General features: G+C 40.0%; 8 protein-coding genes. 2 read left to right on the top strand and 6 right to left on the bottom strand.

Annotation, left to right across the window (positions count from 1 at the left end; genetic code table 11):
• Window positions 1–144: 144 nt before the first annotated feature.
• Window positions 145–3,597: a 3-coathanger stack domain-containing protein gene (locus WAA15_RS18550; protein ID WP_337044322.1), complete on the bottom strand. Its 3,453-nt coding sequence runs from the start codon at window positions 3,595–3,597 to the stop codon at window positions 145–147.
• A gap of 529 nt (window positions 3,598–4,126) precedes the next feature.
• Here WAA15_RS18550 and WAA15_RS18545 point away from each other — a divergent pair.
• Together WAA15_RS18545 and WAA15_RS18540 are read left to right on the top strand one after the other, a co-directional pair.
• Entirely contained in the window at window positions 4,127–6,574 is a 2,448-nt protein-coding gene (locus WAA15_RS18545; RefSeq protein ID WP_337044321.1) for a glutaminase family protein, read from the top strand.
• A gap of 166 nt (window positions 6,575–6,740) precedes the next feature.
• A complete protein-coding gene (locus tag WAA15_RS18540; RefSeq protein ID WP_337044320.1) occupies window positions 6,741–7,232 on the top strand; it encodes a CAP domain-containing protein in 492 nt (163 codons plus the stop codon).
• Between the two features lie 30 nt (window positions 7,233–7,262).
• Here the strand turns inward: WAA15_RS18540 and WAA15_RS18535 are convergent, their stop codons facing one another.
• The 5 genes from WAA15_RS18535 to WAA15_RS18515 form a co-directional block, all read right to left on the bottom strand.
• Window positions 7,263–7,496: a YHS domain-containing protein gene (locus WAA15_RS18535; protein ID WP_337044319.1), complete on the bottom strand. Its 234-nt coding sequence runs from the start codon at window positions 7,494–7,496 to the stop codon at window positions 7,263–7,265.
• Complete coding sequence (locus tag WAA15_RS18530) at window positions 7,493–9,007, bottom strand: cytochrome c peroxidase (protein WP_337044318.1); 1,515 nt, start codon at window positions 9,005–9,007, stop codon at window positions 7,493–7,495. The genes WAA15_RS18535 and WAA15_RS18530 overlap by 4 nt, the downstream gene beginning before the upstream one ends.
• Before the next feature lies 1 nt (window position 9,008).
• The gene (locus WAA15_RS18525) at window positions 9,009–9,821 is read right to left on the bottom strand and encodes an MbnP family protein (RefSeq protein WP_337044317.1); all 813 of its coding nucleotides are present in this window, start codon (window positions 9,819–9,821) and stop codon (window positions 9,009–9,011) included.
• An 11-nt stretch (window positions 9,822–9,832) separates the two neighbouring features.
• The gene (locus tag WAA15_RS18520; protein ID WP_337044316.1) at window positions 9,833–11,002 is read right to left on the bottom strand and encodes a sialidase family protein; all 1,170 of its coding nucleotides are present in this window, start codon (window positions 11,000–11,002) and stop codon (window positions 9,833–9,835) included.
• A 107-nt stretch (window positions 11,003–11,109) separates the two neighbouring features.
• Window positions 11,110–13,467, bottom strand: a complete 2,358-nt coding sequence (locus WAA15_RS18515) for a TonB-dependent receptor (protein WP_337044315.1) — start codon at window positions 13,465–13,467, stop codon at window positions 11,110–11,112.
• Window positions 13,468–13,481 lie beyond the last annotated feature (14 nt).

Genomic DNA, 13,481 nt, shown 5'->3' with positions numbered 1-13,481 from the left:
TCAGCAAAGATTAATGAAAACCATCTAAATTACAAGCAATCTGCCAGATTACCTGATAAATAACAGTAATCTCATGATTCCATAATAATATAAGGCTCCGGTAAGAAGCCTTATATTATTAAAGATATTTGTTTCAGCCAGCTATTATGGGCAGGCACTTGTAATTTTAGCCAAGTATACACTGCCAGCAGTAGCCTCAAAACCCGGGCCTATTAATACGTATTTGTTTCCAATATGTGTTGCTTTACCACCAGAACTGATTTTATTCGTAGCCTCAATGGTTTGGGCTGTATTGCTTTGAACGCCACTTGCCAGTACATCGTTTGTTGGGCTTGTCAGAACCAAAGGCGCTTGAATGCTCCCGCCTGAGGGCAATACACTTATGGTTGCACTGCCAGATAATAACTGATTGCACTTTCCTTCTACGTTAATACTTACCAAAGTAAAAGTTGTTTCCTCTGTAAGTATACCCGTCTGCATTGTTGCGCTTCCATTGGCATCTAACAAAACTGACGTAGTAAAGCCATTATATTTATAATATACTTGTGCAAAGGGTGTTCCGGTAAACATAAGCGTTCCGATAGACCCCGGACAGACAGCCCCACCAGCACTCATAACGGCAGTAGCTTTTGCCCAAACAGTTAAAGGAGCTTCGTCAGAAATGGCTACACCACATTCGCCTGTTACTTTTACTCTATATTTGGCACCATTATCGGCCAGCGTTCTGTTTGGAAGCGAAAGAATGGTTATGTCAGAGAAATCATTACTGAAAGGAGCATTTACCCCATTAGCAACCGGAGCCTGCCGTTGCCACTGATAGGTAAGAATACCTTCACCGGTTGCTTCACCCATAAAAACGGCAGTTTCGCCTACACAAACCACTTGCCTTGTAGGGTTACCTGTAATTTCGGTCGGAGCCTTTACGCTTACCGGAGACGAAATATTTAAGGCTCGCTCGCAATTAGTAGCATTATTTTTTATCTTGGTAATATATAGATTTTTGGCATTGTTTGCCCAAACCAATGTTTCTGAAAACGAGGCTTTTCTGGTAGTATCAGGTGTAACGACTATTGTTTTTTCAGTCCCCGACAAATCAACTTTATACGTAACGCTATAAGTATCTGTACTTGGAAAACCTGAGAGCGTGAAGGTTGTACTTTGCGCAGGGCAGACCGCTGCATTTTGTGTTACAGTTGCAATGGCCGGAATCGGATAGGTATACTGGCTATAAAAATAAGCACCACCCGTACCGAAATTAATCGACAAAAGAGATGGTATAAAAGATGCTCCTACAACAATTGACGTTTTACTGATAGCCACAGATGTACCAAACTGGTCGCCAGAGGCTAAATCAGCTGGTATTATTACTCTTTTTTGTATCCAGTCTCCATCAATATTTTTTTCATAAATTACTGCTGCCCCTTTGCCTACTACATTACCCGGGCCACCAAGCACGATGGTATTGTTATGAATGGCAACCGAGAAACCCAAACCTGCATCATCGGCTAAATCTTCGCTGGTTAGTCTGGTTTTTTCTAACCAATTCCCTGCAAGGTCTTTTTCGTAAACCTGCACCACGCTTTTACCACTCATTAGAACAAACCCTGAGGCAACAATAGTATTGCCACTTATACCTGTTGCAAATCCAAAACCTGCACCTAAGTCTAAATTATTTGGTGCCAGTCGGTCTTTCAGTTCCCAGTTTCCTGAATTATCTCTTTCATAAACAAAAATGGCTCCTGCATCGGCTTCGTCAACAGCACCTACTACCAATGTATTACCAGAGAGGCTCACCGATTGTCCAAAATAACTTCCTATGCTTCCATCAAACACTTCATCTTCGTATATCCAGTTGCCTGTATTGTCTTTTTTATAAATATATACGGTTTCATAATCAGTGGCTCCAATAGCCAGATAATTATTAGCTACTGCAATTGAGCTACCAAAATAATCACCCGATGCTCCACCAATGGCTGTTATTTTGGTTAGCTGTGTCCATGTATTATTGGTTTGCTTTCTGAAAATATACACAACCCCTCTATCGCCGTCTTGGCCGGGGGCACTTACAAAAACAGTATCACCAGAAATAGCCACCGATGCCCCAAAGTCATCTTCTTCATGAAGGTCAGTAGGTGCTAATTGAGCCATTTGAGTCCATTTACCATTCGGATTCATTTTAAGAATATATGCTGCACCTTTATTATGACTTTTAGACCATGCCCCTACAACAGCCAGACTGTCGGAAATAGCAGCCGAATTACCAAATTCATCAAGCGCAGTTACCTGAGGCGGAACAAGTTTATTTTTATCAAGAATGGTCTGAGGGAAAGACAAGAACACTTCTTCTGAATAAGAATCACAAGTGCCCACTACATGGCAGCGATAGTATCCACGGCTAGCCAGCACAGTACTATCAATAGTAAATGTACTTGCAGTTGCTAGCGGTATATTTACATAAAGGCCATTCTCCTGTTTTTTCTGCCATTGAAAGGTTGGCGTTCCGCTTGCTGCTACACTAAAAGTAGCACTACTACCTAAACAAACCAATAAGGACGTTGGCTGAGTGGTAATATCGCTCAAAGTGGTTATTGTTGTACTCTCGAAAGGCCCATAACATCCCGAATGAATCGTGCTTTCGCAACGAACTTTATAAGTAGTGGTGCTAGTAGGTTTTATATCCGTACTCAATACCAGAGTAGTTTCATCATCAAGATACCAATAGGGGTCCGAATCTGCATCACAATTAGCAAGTAGTAACACGCTCTCGCCTATACATACGCTCTGGCTACTTGTAACACCAGTAGGGAAAGGTGGTGAACTTACTTCGACACTGATGCTTGCAAAACTACTAGGACAAGCCGTCAGGCTTTCGCACCTGACTTTATAAGTAGTGTTTGTGGTAACATTCTCAACCACTGGCTCTATTTCTGTTACTTCATCGTCCAGAAAAAAGAAAGCATCGGCACCAGTATCACACGTAGCTGACAAGGTAATGTTTCCGCCGACGCAGGTAGTAACAGGACTTACAGGCACAGGTATACTGTTCGGGCTACTAAATACATGAATCGTTACTGACTCGAATAAACTCTCGCAAGCGTTAACGGTATCTTCGCAACGTACAACATAGGTGGTTTCGGTAGTAGGCGAAACTGTATTGCTGATTAATGGCACCATGGTATCGGCCCCATTATACCAAGTTACTGCTCCTCTTGGACAACTGGCACTAAGTGTTATGTCACTTCCCAGACAAATTGATTGAGTTCTGGTAATATCAAAAGGGCGGTCTACGGTAATAATAACCGGTACGGAATTACTCATTTCACAGCTACATACCGATTGGCAAACAGCAAAATACGTGGCTGTTTCGGTGGCATTAAAGGTAAGGCTTGTTATTTCGTTAGATAAAACATCAAACCAATGAAGCTCACCTGAACTACACGTGCCTGTCAGGGTAACGCTTTCATTATAGCAAACTGTCTGGCTTGAGGTAAGCCCAGTTGGGTCTGGTAATGTTTGTGCAAAAGTTAATTGACCACCAAGAAAAAACACACAAAAAATCAGGATTTTCTGGTAAAGTGGTAAATAGATGTTTTTCATAAATTGGGCTATAATTAGGTGTAAAACAATGGTTTGCGGGGTTACTTTTTTTCACAGTGTAATTTTTACTGAAAGATTTTTCAGCATTATAGAGGCAGTTCGAAAAGTTCACTCAATAAATACCTAAGCCAAAGACATTAGGTCTTCTAATTAAAAAATTAAAGGGATTATACCTGACTGCGTTTCAGAATGACGCTATTTTAAGGGTTTCAGTTTGACCCGACAGACTAGGCCGGAGTTAGTTATGATATGGAAAGCGGATAGTGTGATTTAATACTTGCTTTATGCTGAATTTATTCTCAGATACAGACAATCAAAATTAGTCAAAAAAAAGATACACCTACAAGCATTTCAATGAAAAATGTGGATATACTCCTTTTTATATCTATTCTGAAAATACAATTACAGATTTTGATTTATAAATATAGCTGCACTTTTTATGAATATACTAATTTTAATTTTGGTCTGAACCCCATATTTTTCATAAATTGCTGGCTTGTCTCAATCGTCTATTATTAACCCCCAAAACATGAAAACTGTTATTATAGGAGTACTTGTTTTTTTAAACGCCCATTTCGTTTTTGGGCAAAGCACCAAAGCACCCGCTTACCCCCTTATTACCCATGACCCTTATTTTAGTATCTGGTCTACTACTGACGAGCTAACGGCCTCCCCTACCAAACACTGGACAGGTGCCGACCACTCATTAATTGGTATGATTGAGGTTGACGGAATCATTTATCGTTTTTTAGGTAAAAGCGGAGATAATTACGAAACCATAATACCCGCCGGCGACGAAGTTAACTACGAAGCTCTTTATACTGAAAGTAATCCGGGTGAAAACTGGATGAACCCAAGCCTTGACGATAGCCAGTGGAAAAAAGGCTTGGCTCCGTTTGGCAATAACATGACTATTGCGAAAACAGCATGGAATACCAAAGATATATGGATGCGTAGGAAATTTACTTTAAAAGATTTAAACGCCGATGCTCTATATCTGAAACTTAACCATGACGATGACGTTGAAGTATACCTGAATGGCGAAATTGTATACAAAGTAAAAGGCTGGACAAACAAATACATTTACGTACCAATACCAGAAGCGGCCAAAAGCAAGCTCAAAACTGGCGAAAACCTGTTAGCTGTTCATGTAATTAATAACGTTGGCGGAGCTATTATGGATGCTGGTATTGTTGAAAAAGTTACAGAAAAACCGAATCCGAAACTACAAACGGCTGTTCAGAAAAAAGTGACCGTAAACGCCACTCAAACTATGTATAATTTTAGCTGTGGCAAAGTTGACTTAACTTTAACCTTTACGTCTCCGTTACTGATTAATAATCTGGATGTTTTATCACGGCCGGTTTCATATATCAGTGCCAAAATGAAAGCTACTGATAATTTATTGCACGATGTTCGCCTGTATCTGGGAGCATCAACCGATATTGCCGTAAATACTCCGGCGCAGGAAGTGCAAGCCACTCAGTACTCTGATAAAGGATTGGCTATTCTGAAAGCAGGTACTACAAGCCAGAACGTACTGAAACTTAAAGGTGATGATGTACGTATCGACTGGGGCTATATGTATGTAGCAGTACCTAAAGTAGCAGGTGTTGTGCAATCTATTACAAAAGGGAATGACCTTTCAAATGCTTTTACGCCTTCGGCCAATACAAATTTAGGTGGAAAACACCTCACACTAAACACTTTGGTAAACACAGGCAAAGTGGGCAGCACTACCAAAGAACAGGTTTTCTTGTTAGGCTATGACGATATTCAGTCAGTACAGTATTTTCAGACCAACCTTGCACCGTGGTGGCGTAAAAACACAACTACTATCGAAAACCAGTTGGCAGCAGCCCTAACAGGGTATCGGTCAATCATACAGGCTTGTGAAGCCATTAACCGCAAAATTTATAACGATGCCCTTATTGGTGGTGAACAATATGCCCGCCTCTGCGAGCTTGCTTATCGCCAGAGTATTGCAGCACATAAACTGGTTAAGAGCCCGTCAGGAGAAATACTTTTCTTGTCTAAAGAGAATTTCAGTAATGGTTCTATCAATACCGTTGATGTTACCTATCCGTCGGCTCCTTTGTTTTTGGTTTACAACCCCGACTTACTGAAAGGCATGCTGAATGGCATTTTCTATTATAGCGAAAGCGGTAAATGGACGAAACCCTTTGCTGCTCATGACTTGGGTACGTATCCGCTAGCCAATGGCCAGACCTACGGTGAAGATATGCCTGTTGAAGAATGTGGCAATATGATTATCCTGACGGCTGCTATTGCTAAAGTAGAAGGCAACACGTTGTATGCAAAAAAGCATTGGAAAACACTTTCTGTATGGGCCGACTACCTGAGTAAAGAAGGTCTTGACCCCGCTTTACAACTATGTACCGATGATTTTGCAGGCCATTTAGCCCGTAATGCCAATCTTTCGCTAAAGGCTATTGTAGCCTTAGGCGGATATGCACAAATGGCTGAAAAACTAGGCGAAAAACAAACGGCTGAAAAATACAAAGCTATAACCAAAGAAATGGTAAAAAAATGGCTTGAAATGGCTGCCGATGGCGACCATTACTCTTTAACTTTCAACGATAAAGGTACATGGAGCCAGAAATATAATCTGGTGTGGGATAAACTTCTGAAACTCAATTTATTCCCGAAAGAGGTTTACGACAAAGAAGTGGCCTATTACCTGACCAAACAAAATGCCTACGGCTTGCCTCTTGATAGCCGTAAAACCTATACTAAGTCAGACTGGGTAGTCTGGACATCGGTTTTAGCTTCAAGAAAACAAGATTTTGATGCCCTTGTTGAGCCTATGTACAAATATGCCACTCAGACCAAAACACGTGTACCTTTGAGCGACTGGCACGAAACCACAAACGGCAATATGGTTGGTTTTCAGGCCAGAAGCGTAGTAGGTGGCTATTTTATGAAAGTGCTTGAGCAAAAATTAAAAACTAAATAACTTTTCGTAAAGTCATAATCTTATACCAAAGGGCTGTATTGTTTAAACACAATGCAGCCTTTAGTGTTATAAAACGGCAATGAAATGGTGCGTTTACAAAAGCAATAGAGTAACTTAACAATATTTGCCCCCGCCTGAAACGTTAATGAGAGAAAATCAGGAAAAAATGAAAATTCAACGAATGCTATTTGTTCAATTTATAGGATTTTTACTTACTATTCATTTCATGCCTTCATGTGCGCAAAATAGCCCTTCAACTTCAGAAGATTTCACAACCTTACAACAGGCTATACTGGCAGAAGTAAATACATATAGAACATCTAAAAATCTGAAACCTTTACAGGAACTTCCGCTCATTACAGAAGAAGCCATTAAGCATAGTAAAAATATGGGTAATGGTAGGGTTGCTTTTGGCCATGACGGTTTTGACAACCGGATGGACAGAATTATGGGGCAGATAAAAAATGCCAATGCCTGTGCCGAAAACGTTGCTTTCGGAAAGTTTACAGCACAGGAAGTGGTAAAACGATGGATTCAAAGCCCCGGCCATCGAAAAAATATAGAGGGCAATTATAACCTTACGGGTATAGGTGTTGTCAGAGGCAAAGATGGATACCCCTACTTTACCCAGATATTTATTAACCAGCGAAGCATGTAATGGCTCGCCTATGTGTCCTGAAGAGTTATTTTATTTTTTAATATACTTCTCTGGAGCAGCGTCAAACTTCTCTTTGCACATCTTACTACAAAACTTGTGTTCTTTGTCTTTATATGTAGAACTATATGCAGCATTTTTTTTGACTTTCATACCACAAACGGGGTCATGTAATTCTTTATCTGCTTTTTTTGATGACTTAGGTTCCTGATTGATGTCTGCAAAATAACTTAAACTCACAAACAGACTTAAAAAAATGTACTTCATAATTTTTTAGTTTGAATTTTATCACAATTATTTTTCGGAAATACCTCATTTATTTTATCACTCAACCAGTTTAAGTCTGAATTTTCGCATCTGTGGTAATACAGCTTAGAATAATCAGGCTTAAATGAGGCTATAAGCACATAAAAGTTTTTTGAAAGCTCAATAAAATGTTCTGACTGGTGTTCAGTCGAATATTCACCTTCAATAATATGTTCACAATCAAAAGAAAGTTTCTCAAGATAGGTATTAAAAAACACTTTTTCTGCATTTGCTAATGGCAGACTATTAAGTTTTTTAAGTACCTTCGGTAATTTATCCGACTGCTTGGCAGCAATACCAGTCTGCTGTGTTTTAATGGCTTCTTTTATTTTCAGATAAATATCAATACTTTCATTGAATATTGCTTTTACTTTACCCGAAACCGGCCTAAAATTCACCACTTCGGCATCAATATCTTTTTTAGGAATACTTACGGTGAGTGTATTTTCAGCGAATCGGGTATTTTTTATAAAGTCCTCATCATCAAGGGTTCTGAGGAAGCTGACAATTTTTTGCTGCTCGTCTTTAGACAGCATAATACCTGTTTTACCATTCTGATTTAACACAGGGTCAAGAAATGGCGTTGATTCTACTGTTGAGGTATAATGCGCCAATACTTCTTCCAGCGTTTTAAAACGGCCGTCGTGCATATAAGGAGCCGTAAAACCCAGATTCCGCAAACTAGGCACTTTAAACTTAAAACTATCACTTTCGTTCTGGTTTACTTCAAAACGGCCTTTATCATCGACGGGTAAATGTGTTAACCCATTATTTCTAAACGAATAATCAGTAAAAAGTTCGCCCGCATGGCATGAAGCACACTTTTGTTTAACTATTGCCATACCTGCCAGCTCGGTTTCGTTTAGCTCAACGCCTTCATAGCGCATATATTTATCGTATTTTGAGTTGGCCGAAACCATCGTCAGCATAAATTGGGACAAGGCTTTCAGAAAACGTTCTGTGTTTATTTCCTCAGAACCAAAAGCCTTTTTAAATAAAGCCGGATACTGCTGACTTTTACGCAGTTTATCTAATACTCGCGCCATTGACTCATTCATTTCGGCAGGATTAGTAATAGGCGAAATGGCAAACAAATCAAGGTCGTGTACACCGCCATCCCAGCCGAAACTCTCAGACCACGCCAGATTAAACAAAGGCATGGAGTTTCGTCTGGTTAGTTTATCATCAATTCCGTGGCTAAGGGCGTGTCCGTGTTGTGTAAAGCCCGCCGACTGCTGGTGGCAACTACCACAGCTAATGGTGTTATCGCTCGAAATAATGGCATCATAAAACAAGGTTTTGCCTAGTTCGATGCCTTCGTTGGTAAGAGCATTTGCACTAAAATTATAACTGGGCTTCGGAAAATTTGCCGGAGCCGGAAATAGAGGTATATCCTGTTTTTTACGAAATGACAATGATATTATCAGAACAATTCCTGATAATATCATGATTTTATTTTTTGCTGGCATCATTTTAATTCATACCTAGTTTCTCTTTATTGGCAGCATTAACAGAGAAAGCCGGAGAAATTCCGCTAAATGAGAACATAGTTTGATAATTTTCTGCGATTCTGGCTGAAAAAGGGCCACCCATCACAGCAGGATTCTTGGCTATATCAACGTTGGTTTGCCCATTCATAAGTTTAAGGGCATCAGCCTTTATATGAACAACCGATGTGTTCTTATCAGACTTAACCCTAAAAACTGCATCCCCAAAATTGATAGTTGCGTATTTAATATTATTAAGGGTTTTCTTGTTTCCTATACCTCCGAACAACCCAATATGGTACATAAAGATATTATTCTTTTCGACTGACTGTGGCGATGCACCTTCCATTTTTACAAAAATGTAGCCTGAGTTCCATGCCCAATACATATCCTGCGCTTCCCCTGCCACATCAAGGCAGCCTTTTCTTTTACTTATATCGGCCGAGCTTCTGGCACTATCAATACCTATTGTAAAACTTATGCCCGTATATTTGCCCTTAGGAATATCAGTGAGGGTAATAGTCTTGCTTTCGTTTTTGCTCTCACGAATAAGGAAATAAGATTGGTCTTGCGGAACAGTGAAAGTTGAACCATCTTGCCGAGTAAGCTTAACATTACTTATATAATACTGAAACAATGAAACTGTAAACTCATTCCCGTTAGCATTGGTATACTTTTTAGCATTGAGCACAAGCGGGTCGCTGCCAACATAGTTATCAAACTGAATACTTAAAGAGCCTGTTTTCTGTGCCTGTGCTACCGATAAGGCACAAAACAACATGATTATTATTTTTTTCATAAGAAACTGTTTTAAAATTGTACTTTTTCCCAAACGATTGTCTGTTTTTTACCTTCCATTCTTTTTTCATAAGCCACCAGCACATCGTTTCCAATGGTTGTTGTTATACTTGGATAACTGCAATCGGCTAGTGGTTCTGATAAATACGTTGTTGTTATTTTTCCATTGATTTTACGTAAAGCAATGGCAGTATAGTAATCTTCTCCCTGAATCTTTGACTCGGCATAAGTCAGAAAAGTATTACCCGACTTGGTTGTAGTAATCTGTGGCTGCCGTACTTTTTCAGAAATTTCGGCATTTACAATTTTACCAGTTGCTACGTCACACACCTTTATGCCTGATGCCTTTTCTTTGCCTGTATACCAAGTCATTAATACTCCCTGAGGGCTAACAGTAGCCGACGGACCAGAGTGCGGACACGCATTTACCTGCCATTTATCGGGGTATACATTTCTGGGTTGCGAGAATGTTTGCCCGTTATCGCTCGACGAAATATAACTCATATCTCTCGAACCATCGTCATACATATCCCTATAAAAAATATGCAGCGTACCTTTTCCATCAACTACGGCTTCAATCCGGCAACACTCGCAAGCCTGATTATCAATTATTTTTTCTTCACCGAAACCTTTCCCGGGTGATGTTCTGGCAAATTTCACACTCCGCCCTTTGGCTGTTAGTTTTTCATCCAGCCAGATAATTCCGATTTCACCATCAGCCAGCCGCACAGGTCGGCTAAATGAATGGCTCTTATTAGGATTCCTATCGGCTTGTACATACATTGGTTCAGACCACTTTACGCCATCGGCCGAGTAAACATAAAGCAGGTCAGAACCAAAACGTGAGGTGGGGTTATCTTTCTTCAGTTCAAAACTTACAATCATGCTACCGTCTTTTTTTACAGTCAGCCGAGGCATTCCCTCGGCATGAGTTGTTGCCGAATCAACGATTGGTACTTTTACCGGACTATTAAATCCTTTGCCATTATATATGCTATAATAAAAAGATACTTTATTAGAGGCATCTTTCTCTGTCCAGCTAAGTATTACTTCACCTTTGGCAGTACTGGTAAAAGAAGGCACAGCGGCAGTATTAACAGGATTTGAAACAATAATGCCTTTGTCTTCTTTACGAAAAGCCATTAAAGTAACTAATGCAAAATAGATGATAATTTTTTTCATAAGGATTTATTTTATAATATACCACTCCAGTATGAAGCTGGTTATGTTTTTGTAACTTTAAAAACCTGATACCCCTCCGCAAGAAAGAGTGTGTTATAAAAGCAAATTCATTTTTTACCAACAAAACTATATTGTAAACCCATAACGAAAGTGCGTGGTGCAGCTGGTGTAAAAGTTGCACGGTCGGTTGTGGCATTACCGCGTGTAACATTGGTTGCATAGAGCGCATCGGTCAGGTTCATAACATTGGTATACAATTCAATACCTTTCCATTGATACCCAATTCTGAAATTAAGCAGGTCATAGCCATCATAAGTAACGGTATTAACCTGATTCTGATACCATTTACTTACGTGTTGCCACTCAACAGAACTACGTAAGCCTTTAGCCCATTTAGGATAATAGCTGACTTCGGCATTCCATAACCAGCGAGGAGCCTGCGGCATATATTTGCCATTGACATCTTTCAGGGCATCTGAAGCACGTTGGCTCAGTATAAACTCATCGAAACGATGAATGGCATAAGTACCACCCCAGCGCATAAATAATTGCTGACTAGGCTTATAAGTAACGCCCAGTTCTATACCTTTATGAAGTGTTTTTCCGGCTGCCTGATAATCGGTTGAATTATCGGGCTGACGTATATTGAGTAACTCGTTAAGGCCATTCATCTGGTACAACGACACATCGACATAAACTTTATTTTTTACTAATGAAGCCCACCCCCCAATTTCGGTATTAATAAAAGTAGCCGGAATGAGGTTATAATAAAATAAGTCGCCGTTAGGAGCAGGTGTAGGCCTCTTGCGGAATATTGCCGTAAGCCCCGACGGAGCAAAGCCTTTTGAATAATTGGCATATAAGCCTTTTCCTTTACCTAAATCATAGGTGATACCAATTTTAGGGGTAGTTTTAGTATATACCTTTGACCCACCAATGGCTTGTCCGGTTGTTTTATCAATATCAAGATTATTTACATAGTCGAAGGCCATATTATCATACCGAAGGCCCGCCGAAATACGAAGGTTTTTCAGAGGTTCAAAATCATATTGCAGATATACCGCTGAATTATGAATATCGGCGTTATAGTCTGCAATTTTAATATCTGGGCGTTCTTTCGCAATTGTATATTTTTCAACTGATTTTTTGTCAGGTCTGAGTTGGGCATTCAAATCAACCTGATACGACCAGTAATCGTTTGGTGAGAAATCAAGGCTGGCTCCAATAATTGCTTTGGAGTTAAGAAACCCAAATTGTTGGGTGTGTTGGGCAATAACCCCTAAACTTCTGAAATTATTAGAGTTAATTTCACCTCTGGCAGTAGATGCGCCCGAGGTCCAGCGGATACCATAACTCGGATTCTGCCCATGTTTGTTATCTCTAGCAAAAACCGTAATAAAAGATTGTGAACCTTTTGCCCAGTCTTTCTCAAATGTAAGACGGGTTCTTAACGAATAAGCCTTACGATAAGTAAAATCACTGGTGCTTACATACTGGCGGCTATAAAATGCGATACTGTCAACACTTCCGCTGGTTTGTGAATTATATTTACTATATGATAAAGTGTATATCAGACGGGCTTTAGGCGAGAAACTATATTCAAGGCGCGCATATTGCGCGTTTTTGGTATAGTCAGAACTAGCCATCCATGAATCTTTCTGTTCACCAACTAATCCACCGAGATAAATACCAAGTTTGCCTAAAGTAGCACCTGCTCCATACTGTATACGTCTGTACCCCCATTGGTCAAACTGAACACCTACCCGTGCCGTTGGTAGTGAAGTAGGGCGTTGTGTTATAAAATTTACTACCCCTCCTACTGCCTCAGGGCCATAGATAGACGAAACAGGGCCTTTTACTACTTCGATAGAACTCACCGTAAACTGATTCATTTCAAGCAAGGCGTTATGGTTAAATACACCCATTGGCCGAATAGGCACACCATCTTCCATATACAGATAATAGGCATTTGTAGTAATGGGCTGGCGTATGGCCATCATGTGTTGCTCGTTATTAAGGTTAACCATCATTACCCCCGGCAGTTTATTAATAACCTCATATACGGCTACCGGCTTTGCTTCTTCTATTTGCTTAGGGGTAAGTTTAGAAATAGCAATAGGGGTTTCGGTACGCAAACTAGCTTCACGATTACCAGTTATAACCACCGTTTGTAGGTCTTCGACGGCCGTTTCGAGTGCAATTAGTAATTCGTTGGAAGTTCCGACTGCAATTTTTTGTGTCTGATAACCTATCATAGTGACGGTAATCTCTTTGGCTTCGGTTTTTAAAGTAAAACTACCATTATTGGCGGTAGTAGTACCTGTTTCTGACTCACCCGCCCGAACACTTGCCCCAATAACGGCCTCTTTGGTATGAGCATCATATATTTTGCCTTTAATCAGGCTTTGCGCCCAAGTAAACTGGCTTATAATAAGAGAGATAATTAATACTAAATATTTTTTCATTACGGTTATTTTTA

The organism is Emticicia sp. 17c (assembly GCF_037153985.1).
Classification (GTDB): Bacteria; Bacteroidota; Bacteroidia; order Cytophagales; family Spirosomataceae; genus Emticicia.
This window is presented reverse-complemented; position numbering and strand designations above follow the sequence as displayed.

Coding starts and splice junctions, on each gene's coding strand:
- WAA15_RS18540 (WP_337044320.1), top strand. CDS start 6,741: ATGAAAATTCAACGAATGCTATTTGTTCAATTTATAGGATTTTTACTT.
- WAA15_RS18525 (WP_337044317.1), bottom strand. CDS start 9,821: ATGAAAAAAATAATAATCATGTTGTTTTGTGCCTTATCGGTAGCACAG.
- WAA15_RS18530 (WP_337044318.1), bottom strand. CDS start 9,007: ATGATGCCAGCAAAAAATAAAATCATGATATTATCAGGAATTGTTCTG.
- WAA15_RS18515 (WP_337044315.1), bottom strand. CDS start 13,467: ATGAAAAAATATTTAGTATTAATTATCTCTCTTATTATAAGCCAGTTT.
- WAA15_RS18545 (WP_337044321.1), top strand. CDS start 4,127: ATGAAAACTGTTATTATAGGAGTACTTGTTTTTTTAAACGCCCATTTC.
- WAA15_RS18550 (WP_337044322.1), bottom strand. CDS start 3,597: ATGAAAAACATCTATTTACCACTTTACCAGAAAATCCTGATTTTTTGT.
- WAA15_RS18535 (WP_337044319.1), bottom strand. CDS start 7,496: ATGAAGTACATTTTTTTAAGTCTGTTTGTGAGTTTAAGTTATTTTGCA.
- WAA15_RS18520 (WP_337044316.1), bottom strand. CDS start 11,002: ATGAAAAAAATTATCATCTATTTTGCATTAGTTACTTTAATGGCTTTT.